15 protein-coding genes are annotated in these 12555 nt (G+C 71.2%); 5 read left to right on the top strand and 10 right to left on the bottom strand.

Annotated elements, in window-relative coordinates; all coding sequences use genetic code 11:
• Positions 1-65: 65 nt before the first annotated feature.
• A complete protein-coding gene (locus CPZ00_RS07550) occupies positions 66-1649 on the bottom strand; it encodes a DUF402 domain-containing protein (RefSeq protein WP_096390339.1) in 1584 nt (527 codons plus the stop codon).
• Complete coding sequence (locus CPZ00_RS07545; protein ID WP_096390338.1) at positions 1646-2020, bottom strand: DUF7532 family protein; 375 nt, start codon at positions 2018-2020, stop codon at positions 1646-1648. Before CPZ00_RS07545 ends, CPZ00_RS07550 begins: the two co-directional genes overlap by 4 nt.
• Before the next feature lie 121 nt (positions 2021-2141).
• On the opposite strand from CPZ00_RS07545, the gene CPZ00_RS07540 reads away from it, so the two are divergent.
• From CPZ00_RS07540 to CPZ00_RS07530, 3 genes are all read left to right on the top strand, one after another.
• Positions 2142-3143 (top strand): PrsW family intramembrane metalloprotease, encoded by a 1002-nt coding sequence (locus CPZ00_RS07540; protein WP_096390337.1) that lies wholly within the window; start codon positions 2142-2144, stop codon positions 3141-3143.
• Between the two features lie 75 nt (positions 3144-3218).
• The gene (locus CPZ00_RS07535) at positions 3219-3638 is read left to right on the top strand and encodes an HIT family protein (RefSeq protein ID WP_096390336.1); all 420 of its coding nucleotides are present in this window, start codon (positions 3219-3221) and stop codon (positions 3636-3638) included.
• An 81-nt stretch (positions 3639-3719) separates the two neighbouring features.
• Positions 3720-4445 carry an AAA family ATPase gene (locus CPZ00_RS07530; protein ID WP_096390335.1) on the top strand — a complete coding sequence of 242 codons (726 nt, stop codon included), beginning with the start codon at positions 3720-3722 and terminating at the stop codon, positions 4443-4445.
• Positions 4446-4499: 54 nt separating this feature from the next.
• Here the strand turns inward: CPZ00_RS07530 and CPZ00_RS07525 are convergent, their stop codons facing one another.
• Entirely contained in the window at positions 4500-5399 is a 900-nt protein-coding gene (locus tag CPZ00_RS07525) for a transcription initiation factor IIB (protein ID WP_096390334.1), read from the bottom strand.
• 195 nt (positions 5400-5594) lie between these two features.
• Here CPZ00_RS07525 and CPZ00_RS07520 point away from each other — a divergent pair, with 195 nt between their 5' ends.
• Positions 5595-6095 carry a DUF7858 family protein gene (locus tag CPZ00_RS07520; protein ID WP_096390333.1) on the top strand — a complete coding sequence of 167 codons (501 nt, stop codon included), beginning with the start codon at positions 5595-5597 and terminating at the stop codon, positions 6093-6095.
• Positions 6096-6101: 6 nt separating this feature from the next.
• Here CPZ00_RS07520 and CPZ00_RS07515 read toward each other — a convergent pair whose 3' ends face one another.
• From CPZ00_RS07515 to CPZ00_RS07490, 6 genes are all read right to left on the bottom strand, one after another.
• Positions 6102-6998 (bottom strand): class I SAM-dependent methyltransferase, encoded by an 897-nt coding sequence (locus CPZ00_RS07515; protein ID WP_096390332.1) that lies wholly within the window; start codon positions 6996-6998, stop codon positions 6102-6104.
• Complete coding sequence (locus CPZ00_RS07510; RefSeq protein ID WP_096390331.1) at positions 6995-8200, bottom strand: glycosyltransferase family 4 protein; 1206 nt, start codon at positions 8198-8200, stop codon at positions 6995-6997. The genes CPZ00_RS07515 and CPZ00_RS07510 overlap by 4 nt, the downstream gene beginning before the upstream one ends.
• 1 nt (position 8201) lies before the next feature.
• Complete coding sequence (locus CPZ00_RS07505; RefSeq protein WP_096390330.1) at positions 8202-8579, bottom strand: 6-pyruvoyl trahydropterin synthase family protein; 378 nt, start codon at positions 8577-8579, stop codon at positions 8202-8204.
• Between the two features lie 73 nt (positions 8580-8652).
• Positions 8653-9666: a zinc-dependent alcohol dehydrogenase gene (locus CPZ00_RS07500; protein ID WP_096390329.1), complete on the bottom strand. Its 1014-nt coding sequence runs from the start codon at positions 9664-9666 to the stop codon at positions 8653-8655.
• Between the two features lie 246 nt (positions 9667-9912).
• On the bottom strand, positions 9913-10668 hold the full coding sequence (locus CPZ00_RS07495; protein WP_157744206.1) for a CDP-alcohol phosphatidyltransferase family protein: 756 nt from the start codon (positions 10666-10668) through the stop codon (positions 9913-9915).
• A 7-nt stretch (positions 10669-10675) separates the two neighbouring features.
• Positions 10676-11212, bottom strand: coding sequence for a DUF7475 family protein (locus CPZ00_RS07490; protein ID WP_199243338.1), 537 nt, complete (start codon positions 11210-11212; stop codon positions 10676-10678).
• 92 nt (positions 11213-11304) lie between these two features.
• Here CPZ00_RS07490 and CPZ00_RS07485 point away from each other — a divergent pair, with 92 nt between their 5' ends.
• Positions 11305-12051, top strand: a complete 747-nt coding sequence (locus tag CPZ00_RS07485; protein ID WP_233255058.1) for an FkbM family methyltransferase — start codon at positions 11305-11307, stop codon at positions 12049-12051.
• A gap of 33 nt (positions 12052-12084) precedes the next feature.
• On the opposite strand, the gene CPZ00_RS07480 is transcribed toward CPZ00_RS07485, so the two are convergent.
• Positions 12085-12555 (bottom strand): metal-dependent hydrolase, encoded by a 471-nt coding sequence (locus CPZ00_RS07480; RefSeq protein ID WP_096390325.1) that lies wholly within the window; start codon positions 12553-12555, stop codon positions 12085-12087.

Here is a 12555-nt window from a genome sequence, read left to right as displayed (position 1 = left end):
CGTTGGCGGCGCAGACACTTGAGCGGCGCGCCCGGCGCCCCGTTACGGACGGAACGGCGCTCGGGTCACAGCGCGTTCTCGATCGACGCGGCGACCGACCGGGCCCGCTCCGCCAGCGGCTCGGGAACGGTTCCCGCCGCGACCGCCGCGTCGAGCTCGTCGTCGTCGACGCGTTCGACGGTTCCGTCGGCGTGCTTGATCACGTCCACGTGGAGGTCGACGTAGCGAACCGTCCCGGGGAACACCTCGACGGGCGTGCAGACGTTGACGTACGTCCCCTTCAGATCGCCGGCGTCGTCGCGATAGGTGGTGGGGTACCACCACCGTCCCTCGGTGAACGTCGTCGTCGCGACGTCGCCCGACTCGCGGGGGATCTCGAGCGCGTCGTAGGTCCCGCCGGCGGTCATCGACCGCTCGACGGTGATCCGGCCCGCGTCGGCGTCGCGGTCGGTCACCTCGCCGTCGCCCAGGACCACGAGGTGGCCCGCAGGCTTGCCGTGGGCGATCCGAACGCGGTCGCCGACGAGCGGGCCGAACGTCTCGGTGACGACGCCGAACGGGAACTCGACGTCGTCCCCGTCGTCAGTGGCTCCCGAAGCGTCGTCGACACCCGCCCCCACCGCGAGCGTCTCGGGGGAACAGAACGCCTCCACGAAGTCGACGCCGGCGCTCGCGCCCTCCGAGCCGGCCTTCACGCGGTGGTGACCGGGCATCGTCGTCGTCACCTCGCGGCGTCGGTCGTCGAGGGCGAACCGCGACTCGCGGCCGAACCAGACCCAGGCGCCGGCGACCGGTGCCGCGAGCGGACGGGGCGCGGCGACGTCCTCCTCGCGAACGGCTGCAACCGCGTCGAGGCGGTCGATCGCCCGCGAGAGACCCGCCTCCAGGGCGTCCATCCCGGCGTCGACCGCCGGCCGATGCCAGCGGATCCCCCACCCCTCGGGCGGCTCCAGTCCGAGGAGGTCGGCCATCCCGGCCAGCTCGCGGCCGGCCGCGTCATCGCGAGCGTCCACGCGCGTCCCCTCGCCGGGAACGAGCGACGCGAGCGCCCCCGGAACGCGAAGGTCGACGCCGAGTTCCGGTCGGCGGTCGTCCCACGGCGGCGCGGGCTCGCGAACCTGCACGCGAAGCGTGTCGCCGACCGTGATCCGATCCGCGGTTTCGCCGTACGGGAGGTAGCCCTCGACCGCTCCGCGACCCCCGACCGCGACGCCGGACGCCGCGGACGCCGCCACCGCCCACGCGCCGTCGGACGCGCCACGGTCAGTGCCGGCGAACGGGTCACGGACGGCGTCCGGATCGTCGGCCAGCCGGACGACGGCCCCGCCGCCGAGCGTCTCGGTCACCTCGCCGTCGAAGACGGCACCCCGGGGAGTCGGATCGAGCCAGGCGAGCGCGTCGATCCCGACCGCGCGCAGCTGGTCCGTCAGCGTTGCCACCGCCTCACCGTCGCCGTGGACGCCGACGCCCTGTCGGTCACCGGTCGTTCGAACCGAGGCGTCCACGGGCGCGGGCCCGCGAGCGTCCGGCAGCGAGTCGACCGCGAAGCGCTCGCGGATCGGCGCGGACGCATCGACGACGTCGTGGCCGGCGGCGCCGAACGCCGCCGTGAGCGCGGTCGCGTAGATCCCGCGGACGCGGACGTTCATAGATCGTCGACGGTCCGCGCGAAGCGGACGCGGTCGTGAACCGTCGGGCCCAGCGTCAGCTCGACGACGTCCGCCGAGAGCACGCGACCGTCCTCGACCGGCACGCCCCAGGAGTCGAACGAGAGGTAGCCGCGGAGGTCGCCGCCGTGCGTGTACAGATCGGCTCCGGCGACCTCGTGTTCGGTCGGCCCGTCGGGGCCGTGGGCGGTCTCCATATCCGAGTAGAACGTCCCGCCGTCGCCGAAGAACGACTCGATCGTCGCGGCGTCCTCCCGAACCAGCTCGGCGACTCGGTCGCTCGCCTCACGGATGGCGTCGGTCTCGAGGCCGGCCTCGCGAAGCGCCTGCTGGGTGCGCTGATCGAAGTGCATACGCGCGGTTGGGGCGGCGGGCTTTTGAAGCCTCGCGGTTCGTCGCGGTCGACCGCCCGAAAGGAGGACGGCGATCGTCGGCGTGGCAAGGCCTTACTACCCGGCGGATGATGGGACGCATATGCCAGACCGGACGGACCCCATCGAGAGCGCGGACGACGCGGGACGTGACCTCTACGACGTCGCGACCTGGGAGCCGCGAACGCTCCTCGATCGCGCCGCGGTCACCGGCTACTGGACGCTGACGACGGGCACGAAGGCGTTCGTGATCGTGCTCGCGGCGGCGATCCTGCTCGGGATCGGAGCGCTCGGCGCGTTCGCGGATCCGGTGATCCGGGTCCTCACGGTGCTGTCGATCGTCCCGGCCGCGGCGTTGGCCGGATACGTCCGCGCAAGCGACGTGACCACGACCGAACCGCTCTCGTTGCTGGTCGCGACGTTCCTGCTTGCCGTGTTGACCGCGACGTTCGCGGCGGTGCTCAACTCGGCGGTCACGAGCCTGTTCGGGCCCTTCGCCGGCCTCGGCCAGGTGGTCTTCTTTTTCATCGTCGTCGGCCCCGTCGAGGAGACCGTCAAGCTGCTGGCGGTGCGGCTGTACGCCTACACCGACGTCCGGTTCGACGCAGTGATCGACGGCGCCGTCTACGGCGCGATCGCGGGGCTGGGGTTCGCGACGATCGAGAACCTCCTGTACATCTCGCGGAGCGTCGACGCCGTAGAGATGGGGATCAGCCTGGCGATCCTCGGCGCGGGCGACGGGATCGCGGCGGTCCGCGCGTTCGCCGGGCCGGGCCACGTCATCTACTCCGCGTTCGCGGGCTACTACCTCGGGCTCGCGAAGTTCAACCCCGAACACCGGGGGCCGCTCGTTCTGAAGGGGATCGCGATCGCCGCCGTGATCCACGCGACGTACAACTCGACGGTCGGGATCGGCAGCGGGCTGATCGGCGCGGTGACGGGACTGGGGTCGTTCCCGTCGCTGGTCGTCTACGTGCTCATCTTCGACGGGATCTTCGGGTTCGTCCTCCTGCGGAAGATCTGGCGCTACCGGGAGACCTATCGGGCGGTGCACGCCGAGATCGACGCGGAGACCGATCCCGAGCTGACGGAGTTCGAGGAGTGACCGCGCGCAGTTCGGTCCCGACGGCGGGTCGGCTGACGGGAAACCTTGATACTCGCGGCCGCAAACCGATCGCGTATGTCGGACGACTGCATCTTCTGTTCGATCGTCGACGGCGACATCCCGGCGCGAACCGTGGCGGAGACCGACGACGTGCTCGCGTTCCTTGACGCGAACCCGCTGGCGCGGGGACACACGCTCGTCATCCCCAAGGCCCACCACGAGCACGTCGGCGATCTCCCCGCCGATCTCTCGGGGGCGATCTTCGACGTCGTCGCCGAGTTGACCCCGCGCGTGCAGGCCGCCGTGGACGCGGACGCCGCCAACGTGGGCATCAACGACGGCACGGCGGCCGGCCAGGAGGTTCCGCACGTCCACGTCCACATCGTCCCCCGATTCGAGGGCGACGGCGGCGCGCCGATCCACGCGGTGGCCGGCGAGCGGCCCGACCTCGACGACGACGAACTCGACGCCATCGCCGAAACGCTCCGTGAGTGAGCCCGGCGAACGGTCGGTGTGTTTCCATTATTTCTTTGATTGAGTCGATGTATTTAAATTCCGGACGAGCCGCGGACGCGTATGAGCGAGACGACGCTCGCGCTGGTGGGAGCGACCGGCGGCGCGGGCACCACGCGGACCGCGGTGGAGCTGGCGGCGATCGGCGCGATCGACGGTCGCGACGTCGTCGTGATCGACGCCGCCTACGCGACGCAGGGACTCTCGGAGTACGTTTCCGGCCGGATCGATCCGGACGTCACGACGCTCGTGACCGAGGGTCGGACCGACGATCCCGGGCCCGCTTCGTACGCGGTCGACGGCGACTGGGACGGGACGGTGCGGCTCGTCCCCGCGTCCGCGCCGTTCGAGCGCATCGCGCGAGCGAAGCGGGTCGACGCGGCCGAGGGGCTGGCATCGCTGATCGAGGCGGCCGGCGAGGCGGCCGACCACGTCGTCGTCGACACGCCGCCGGTCGCGTCGAACCAGGCGGTCGCGGCCGTGACCGCGGCTGACCGGACCGCCGCGGTGACGCCCGCCACCGTCCACGGACGGGACGCCCTCGAACGGCTTCGGGGCCGAGTACAGGACGTCGGCGAACGCGTCGCCGCGACGGTCGCGACGCGCGGATCCCTCCCGGCGGCGGACGTCGGCCTCCCGACGGCCGAGTCGGAACCGGTCACGCAGCCGACCGTCCGACCGAACGGGGGCGCGTACGACCGAGCGATCGCGACGGCCTTCGAGGTCTGTTTCGGGACCACGCTCGCCGAGGCTGGCGAGGGCGCCGGCGTCCTCAACCGGTTTCGATAGCCCGGGTGCGGTTCGGAGCGGCCGGATTCGGCGGGACCGCACCCCGGATCCGCGCTACTCGATCGCCGTCTCGAGCCGGTCGCGGAGATCCACGTAGGTGTTCCGCACGGTGACCGGCGTCACGTCGGCGACGTCCGCCGCCGCCTGCTGTGTGAGCCCCGACTCGTGCTCGCGGCCCGCGGTGTACAGACAGGCGGCCGCGACGCCGCTCGGGTTTTTCCCGCCGACGAGTCCCGCCTCGACGGCCGTCTCCGCCAACTCGCGGGCGCGTGCCTCGACGGCCGACGCGCAGTCGAGCCGGGAGGCGAACCGGGCGAGGTACTCCGAGGGATGGACCGCGCCGATCGGCAACCCGAGCTCACGGTTCATCGCGTCGAAGGCGGCGTGGTGTTCGTCGGCAGTCGCCTTCGCCGCCGAGCACACCTCCGGCACCGTTCGCGAGACGTTCGCGGCGCGGGCGGCTGCGTAGACGCTCGCGGCGGCGAATCCCTCGATGGAGCGTCCACGGAGGAGGTCCGCGTCCTGGGCGGACTCGAAGAGCACGCACGCCTGATCGCGGATGGCCTCCGGAACCCCGAGCACGTCACACAGCCGCCGGATCTCCGTGAAGGCGTAGACGCGATTCCGATCCCGCTTCGATCCGATCCGCGCCCGGTTGTGGTGCGTTCGCAGCCGCGCGAAGCGGCGCCGCTTGCGCGCCGTCGTGCGCGTCGGGCGACCGATCTCGGTGGAGAGGCCGCGGTCGTGGCGTGCCCGCGTCCGCGGCGCGCCGGTCCGCTCCGGGTCGGTGTCGTCGTCGGCAAACGAGCGCCACTCGGGACCGTGGTCGATGCGGTGCTCGCCGACGACGAGCCCGCAGTCGGCGCAGACGGTTTCGGTGCCGTCGGCGCGCACGCACCCACCACACTCGGGACACCCGTTCTCACTCACCTGAGTCGATTGGGTCTGACTCATCACATCCGAACCTTGGTCCCGATGCCTTACTTAAAGACGGGTCGGATCGCCCGACTACGGCGCCGACCGACGGGTCGAACCGACCGGTCACCGGTCGGTTCCCTGGCGGCCGATCGGCGATCGCGACCCCCGGCCCGCGATAATTCCGGCAGTCGAACGTATATATTTAAGGCGCGTGTCGCGGAACGGAGTGGTGTGACGCTATCGGAGATCGCGACCGGGATCGAGGTGACGGCCGAACAGCACGACCGGGGCGCCGCGGTCGTCGACGACACGGACGTCGACCTCGCGGAGCGAGCGCGACCACACGCCGCATCGCTGCCGTGTACCCCGGCCGCGATCGCGACGCTGGTCGAGGCGTACACGGCGGGCGCGAGCGTCGGCGACGCCGCACGCGAGGCCGCCGTGGCGCCGATGACGGCCGCCAAGGCGCTCCACCGGTGTGGCGTCGCCGGCGTCTGCCCGCTGGCGCCCACGCGCCGCGAGGTCGTCCGGGACTGGCTCGCGGGCCGGATCGCGAGGGACGAGGCGGTCGCGCTCGCGGGCGGGGACGAGGCCGCGGTGGCGCTCACCGTCTACATCGAGACCCACGATCCGATCCCGGAGATCGCCGACGCGGTCACGAGCGCGACGACGATGGATCTCGGCGCCGACACGCTCGGCGGCTCGATCGAAACGCCCGACGAGCTGCGGTAGGACCGGTCACCACCGGACCAACACGTCGAGGTTGTGCGCCACGAACGAGAGCGTCGACCGGTCCAGCTGGTCCCGCCTGACCGCCAGCCACTCGTCGACCGTCTCCGGGGTGACGGCCGCGTCCGGAACCTCCCGGACGGCCGCAGCGACGGTCTCCAACAGCCGGGACAACACGACGTCCTCTCGAACAGGATAGGAGCCGTTCCGCGGACGGATCACCTGCGTCGATCCGCCGACGGCGACCACCTCGCCGTCGAGGTCGGGAACGGCCTCGAGGAGCCGCCGTCCGACGCGTGGGCCGCCCCCGTCACGGACCTCGGCCATGTGCCGATGGTACGCCCGCTCGATCGCCGGGTCGTCGTCGTGGACCGGGGCGAATCCGGTCCCGCCGTCGAAGACGAGCGGCGCGTACAGGACGCCCCCGGGCTCGAGGTGGCTGGCCAGTCCGGCGAGCGCCGGCGACGGGTTCAACAGGTCGAGCACGGCCGTCGCGATACAGACGTCCGCACTCGCGTCGATCGCGAACGCGTCGGCGGTCTCGAACCGGACCTCGAGACGGTTGCCGCCCCGCGTCGCGACGATCACCTCATCGTCCTCCTCGAGGCGGTAGCCAGCCGCGGCGAGCCGCTCCGGCACGTGCGTGCGTGCGGCGTCGACGTGGACCGGGTCGCGATCGACCAGCCGATAGGTGACGTGCGACGGGAGGATCCCGCGCTCGGCGAGGCGGACGACCATCGTTCCGGTTCCCGCGCCGACGTCGAGAACCGACACGGAACCGTCCGCGGCCTCGTCGGACAGCGCGGCCTCGTCGGACAGCGCGGCCACGAACGCATCGAAGACACGATCGTTGAGCGCACGGTCGTCAACCGTGCGTTTCGCGGTGAGATAGTCGGGATCACTCATCGCCGCGTTCCCCCGTCGTCCCGCTGTCCCGACCCGATCGATCGGCCGTCGGCTACGGACCGCGCGGTCGCCGCTACGGACCGCGCGGTCGTCGCCCCGGACACCCGCTCGGCCGGCACCGTCACCGCGGGTGGTGCCGTCACGTCAGCCACGATTCGGGACCGGAGGAACCGTCGTACCCGCGCCATGGAATCCGCCCAGGTGTAGTGGGCCCCGGCCGTCTCGAGGGCTCCCGCACCCAGCGACGCGAGCGTTTCACGATCCGCCACCAACCCCTGGAGCGCCGTTCGAAGCGCCGCCGGATCGTCGGGCGGAACGAGCCTGCCGTTATACCCGTCGACCACGAACTCCGGCGGCCCGCCGACGGTCGTCGCGACGGGAACCGTGCCGTGCTCCATCGCCTCCAGGTAGACGATGCCGAACGACTCCCGTCGGGAGGGGACCGCGAGGACGTGCGCCTCCTCGAGCACCGCCGCCAGCCGGTCGTCCGAAACCGCACCCAGGAGCTCGATCCGGGACGACGCGTCGTGGCGGTCGACTGCCCGTCGAACGGCCCGTGCGTGCTCCGGGTCCGCCCCGAGATCCCCGACGATCGTGGCCCGCCAGTCGCCGGCGAGGTCCGTCAGCGCCTCCAGCAGGGTCACCGCACCCTTCCGGGGAACGACGTTTCCCACGAACGCCACGGTGAACGGCGTCTCGGATGCTCGCGACCTGACGGTCGCGCGGTCGGTCGCCCGTCCCTCGTGTCTGCCGGCCGGATAGGCGACGACGGCGGGTCTGGAAGCAAGGGCCTCCGTCGCGGTCCGCGTGGCGGCGCTGGGGCAAACCATCCCGTCCACCGTCCCCAGGTAGCGCCGCTCGAGCCACCGCCACGGCGAGCGAAGGCCCGTCTGCCCCTCGGCCGACCGCAGCAGGTGGACGATCGCGACGACCGAATCGGGCTCGGTTAGCCGCCGGTTGTGGCGCCAGAGGACGTCCTCGCAGAGCGCGTCCTGAAGGAGGACGTCGAACGGTCGGTCGAGTGCGCGCCGGACCGACGGCGAGAACGCGGCCCGGGCCGTTCCGAGCGTCCCCTTTCGAGGGAGGGCGATCACCTCGACGTCGTCGCCCCGATCGCGCAGATGCGAGACCAGCTGACGGTCGTATCGGTAGCCGCCGGACCGTTCGTCGAGACCGTCGTAGACCACCAGTCCGACGTGCATCTCATAGATCCCGCGTGTGCGCGGCGGTCGCCACGTCGTCCTCCCGCACGGCGACCGTGAGTCCGGTCGCGTTGCTCGCGTCGACCCGCGCCAGCAGCTCGTCCCCGACGTTCCGAGCCAGGTGCTCGGCGCTCGGGTTCGCCCCCTCGAAGGTCGGCAGTTCGTTCAACAGTTCGTCGCGGAAGCGGGCGATCGTGTCGTCCATGGCCGCCTCGACCGCCTCGATGTCGAGGAGGTAGCCGTACTCGTCGAGCGTCGGCCCTTCGAAGGTCGCCTCGACGGTGAAATGGTGGGAATGGACCTCCCCCTCCGGGCCGGGGTCGGGCACCGTGAGGTGGTGTTGGGCCACGAACGACCGCGATACCGAGAGGCTGTACATACGATACCGTGTTCATCCGGCGGCAAAAACGTGCGGTCGCTGCCGGGACGGACCGCGAGGCCCAGTCGTCCGCCTACTCGTAGGTGAGCAGCATCTGTCCGACGTCCCGCGGGTGCTCGGCGAGCAACTCGTAGGCACGGTCGGCCTCCTCGACCGGAATTCGGTGGGTGATCAGGTCCCCGACCGGGAGCGATTCGAGCCAGTCCCAGGCCACCTCGTGGCGCCGCTCGCGGGACCACCGGCCACGATGGCGCGGTGCGATGGTGCTGACCTGACTGCTTTCGACGTCGATCCGGCTGCGATGGAACCGACCGCCAAGCGGAAGGTCGACGGGCTTCGTGCCGTACCACGATCCGACGATCACGCGACCGTCGTATCGCGTCGCGGTGATCGCGTTCTCCAGCGCGTCCGGGTTGCCCGACACCTCGAGGCAGCCATCGACGCGCTCGCCGATCGCCTCCCGGATCGCCCGCCCGGGGTCGCCCGCGTCCGGCGGTACGGCGTGCGATGCACCCATACGGCGGGCTCGCTCCCGGCGCTCGGCCAGCGGCTCGACCGCCACGAGATCTTCCAGGGGGGATTCGGCGAGCAGCCCCGTCACGAGCAGGCCGACGATCCCCTGTCCGAAGACCGCAACGCGCTCGCCGATCGCCGGGTTCGCGTCGAGGACGAGCGTCACGGCGGTCTCGACGTTGGCCAACAGCGGCGCCCGCTCGGACGGTATCGAGTCGGGGATCCGAACGAGTTCCGCCGGCGACGCGCGGACGTGGCTGCTGTGTGGCGCGTAGGCGAACACGCGCTCGTCGAGCCAGTCGTCATCGATCGCCTCGCCCACGGCGACGACGCGTCCGACCGTCGCGTAGCCGTAGGCGACGGGATACGTGAAGTCCTCCTCCAGCAGTTGGACCGTTCCCGCCGACTGCAGCGGCCTGGGGACGTCCCCCCGGTAGACCAGCCCCTCCGTCCCGGCGCTAATGCCCGAGTAGGTCGTCTCGACCAGGACCGTCTGCGGCGTCACTTCGGGAACGGGTTCGTGTGCGACCTCGACCGCCTCGTCGCCGGTGAAACGGACGGTGCGGGCACTCATAACGCGGCATCCGACGAGCACGCGGTCGTCGAAGTCGGGACGGGTACGGACACGATTCGGCCGCCGGCAGCGTGGAATGAGACCGTCATGAACACCGATTCACCCGGCGGTCTCTTAGGAATTCCCCTCACGTCACCGAGTCAGTCCGGGGTGACCAGACTGATCCGAACGCGCCGAACCGATCCGAACGCACCGAACCGATCCGAACGCGCCGAACCGATCCGAACGCACCGAACCGATCCGAACTCACCGAACCGGCCCCTCGCGGCGACCGGTGGCAAGCAACCAGTCCCGACCGAAGACGAGCAGAAACGGCACCATGGCGACGGTCGCGATCGGACGCGACGCGGCCGTCCCCGGCCAGGGAGCAAGCACGACGATCAGCACGGCCATCTGTCCCGCGGCGTTGAGCCGCCGCAGGCGGCTCTCGGGCAACCTGCTGACGGGGTCACCGCGCCACCGTCGGAGCTCGATTCCGGCGACGAACGCGTAGCGCGCCAGGCCGACGAGCAGGTAGATCGCGGGTGCCATCCCGACCGAGATCGCCACGGCGGCGCCGACGAGCAGACCCAGCGCGTCCATCTCCGTGTCGAGCCGCGCGCCCACGTCGGTGACCGTCCCGGTCGATCGGGCGAGGAAGCCGTCGACCGCGTCGAGACTGGCAGCGGCGGCATAGAGGAGGGCGGGCACCCAGACGACGACGCCCTCCGGGGTCGCACGGAGAAACCCGGCGAGGACGGCGATCGCGCCGCCTCGAACGATCGTGAGTACCGTCGGCAGCGTAAACGAGGGGCGCCCGTCAGCCACGGCAGCGGGGCGATAGATGGCCGCAAGCACCGCGGCTTGCAGCGCGAGCAGACCGGCTACTGCCGTGAGGAACGGAAACGGATAGCCTCCCGACGCCAGGACGCCGACAACGGCGAGCCAGCCCACGACGCCCCCGACCGCCGTGAGGAGGCTCGCGGCGAGCGGATCGACGCGAGTGAGACGTTCCCCACTCACGACCGGTTTACTCCCCCGCAGCTCCGCTCCGTCGCACGATCGCGACGCAGACGGCGATCAGCAACACCTGAACCGGCTTGTCGACCATCGCGGCCGGCGAAACCGCCGCCAGCGACGCTGGCCGGTTGACGACGTACCAGATGACGATCTGGCTGCCGACGTAGACGATGCCGACCGCGGCGACCAACCGCCGGCGGTATCCCACCAGCACGAGGACGATCGCTCCGGCGTAGCCGATCCCCGCCAGGATCGACGCCACCCCGATCGGCGTGGTTGGCGCTCCCATCCCCAATACCAGGTGGATCGCGCCCGTCACTGCCGCCAGCCCGATCCCGAGCCGGTGGCGGCGATCGAGCGTTTCGAGGTCGAGGTGATCGTCAACGACGCCCATACCCAGTCCGGTCGCTTCCCGAAGGGATAGTGTTTGCCCCGAGATCGCGGCTGCGCACGGGGATGGCGTCGGCGTGACGTCCGGCTCCGGTGACTGCGCGCGAGCCACGCGGGGCAGACCGCCGATCACGAGCACGTCCGGAGGGGCCGGCATCACGGGAGCCCCACCAGTTCGGCCCGGATCGCGGCGATCGGGGCGTAATTGGCAAGTCGTCCGGCCACCAGGATCCGGACGTGACCGACGGCGTGCTCGATCGAATCCGAACGTGGCTCGAGCGACGCCGCTACGGAACCTCCGATCGCGTCGCGGGCTGGAACTACGATCGCCGACTGCTCGCGGTACCCCGAACGACCCCCGGCGGGCGGATTCGGACCTACGAACTGTACAACCGGCACGGGCGCCAAGCGATGCTCCGGGCGCTCTGTGCGCGATGCGGGCCGGACGACGTGGTCTACGACGTCGGCGCGAGCGTCGGCGTCTACGCCCTCGCGGTCGCGGCCGGCAGCCCGGACCGTCGCGTGGTCGCCTACGAGCCGGCTCCCCCGACCGTCGAGCGCCTGCAAGCCAACTGCGAGCGAAACGACTGCGGCGATCGGGTGACGATTCGCCCGGTCGGGCTGGGCGCAACCGACGGCACCCGACGATTCTACGTCTCGACGTACCCCGAGCTCTCGAGCTTCGACCGCGAGAGCGCAACGCGCTGGGGGGCCAGCGTGGCCGCCACGGAGCCCGTTCCGGTCCGGCGTCTCGATGACGAGACCCGCGACCGGCCCGCACCCGACGTTCTCAAGATCGACGTGGAGGGAGCCGGCGCGGCCGTCCTCCGCGGCGCCCGCGAGACACTTCGTACCCATCGGCCGGCGGTGTTCCTCGAAGTCCACCGCGAGGGACTCCCGGGGGATCGGACCGCGGCCATCCGTGAGGAACTCGCGGCGGCCGACTACGTGATCGACGAGGACGACCGGTTCTGGCGGGCTGACCCGCGGGCGTGACCCCCGGTGCGGTGCCCGAACGCCGGCCGAGCGTCACGAGCCGGGCATCGGGGGATCGCCGGCGGCGTACTGCCGTCGGACGACGTAGCCGAACGCGATCCAGATCGGAAACTCGAGGAAGAATCCCGGTGTCCAGAGATAGTGGTCGACGAACGAAACGGGAGCGAGCCCCAGCGAGGACTCCCGCACGACGACGGGCCACAGCAGGAAGACGGCGTCCCCCGGACGGGCGTTGACGACCATATGGGCGACGTCGAGAACGAGATGCGACGCCCAGCCCAGCCAGACCGCGAGCCAGGCACGTCCGAACAGGACGACCGGCAGCGCCGCCGAGAGAACGAGTGCGGAGTGGCCAACCGAATGGTAGATCTCGATGATGCCCAGTATGGCGAGGGGCTTATCGATCAGGTCCGGGAGCGCGGCGCCGGCCGCCGCCGGAACGGGCGGTAGTCGACGCTCGTACCCCACGACGTAGCCCGCGAGGACGTGTGTCGGGAAGAGCAT

It is taken from the genome of Halopenitus persicus (assembly GCF_002355635.1).
Classification (GTDB): Archaea; Halobacteriota; Halobacteria; order Halobacteriales; family Haloferacaceae; genus Halopenitus; species Halopenitus persicus_A.
This window is presented reverse-complemented; position numbering and strand designations above follow the sequence as displayed.

Coding starts and splice junctions, on each gene's coding strand:
- CPZ00_RS07550 (WP_096390339.1), bottom strand. CDS start 1,649: ATGAACGTCCGCGTCCGCGGGATCTACGCGACCGCGCTCACGGCGGCG.
- CPZ00_RS07545 (WP_096390338.1), bottom strand. CDS start 2,020: ATGCACTTCGATCAGCGCACCCAGCAGGCGCTTCGCGAGGCCGGCCTC.
- CPZ00_RS07540 (WP_096390337.1), top strand. CDS start 2,142: ATGCCAGACCGGACGGACCCCATCGAGAGCGCGGACGACGCGGGACGT.
- CPZ00_RS07535 (WP_096390336.1), top strand. CDS start 3,219: ATGTCGGACGACTGCATCTTCTGTTCGATCGTCGACGGCGACATCCCG.
- CPZ00_RS07530 (WP_096390335.1), top strand. CDS start 3,720: ATGAGCGAGACGACGCTCGCGCTGGTGGGAGCGACCGGCGGCGCGGGC.
- CPZ00_RS07525 (WP_096390334.1), bottom strand. CDS start 5,399: ATGAGTCAGACCCAATCGACTCAGGTGAGTGAGAACGGGTGTCCCGAG.
- CPZ00_RS07515 (WP_096390332.1), bottom strand. CDS start 6,998: ATGAGTGATCCCGACTATCTCACCGCGAAACGCACGGTTGACGACCGT.
- CPZ00_RS07510 (WP_096390331.1), bottom strand. CDS start 8,200: ATGCACGTCGGACTGGTGGTCTACGACGGTCTCGACGAACGGTCCGGC.
- CPZ00_RS07505 (WP_096390330.1), bottom strand. CDS start 8,579: ATGTACAGCCTCTCGGTATCGCGGTCGTTCGTGGCCCAACACCACCTC.
- CPZ00_RS07500 (WP_096390329.1), bottom strand. CDS start 9,666: ATGAGTGCCCGCACCGTCCGTTTCACCGGCGACGAGGCGGTCGAGGTC.
- CPZ00_RS07490 (WP_199243338.1), bottom strand. CDS start 11,212: ATGCCGGCCCCTCCGGACGTGCTCGTGATCGGCGGTCTGCCCCGCGTG.
- CPZ00_RS07480 (WP_096390325.1), bottom strand. CDS start 12,555: ATGCTCTTCCCGACACACGTCCTCGCGGGCTACGTCGTGGGGTACGAG.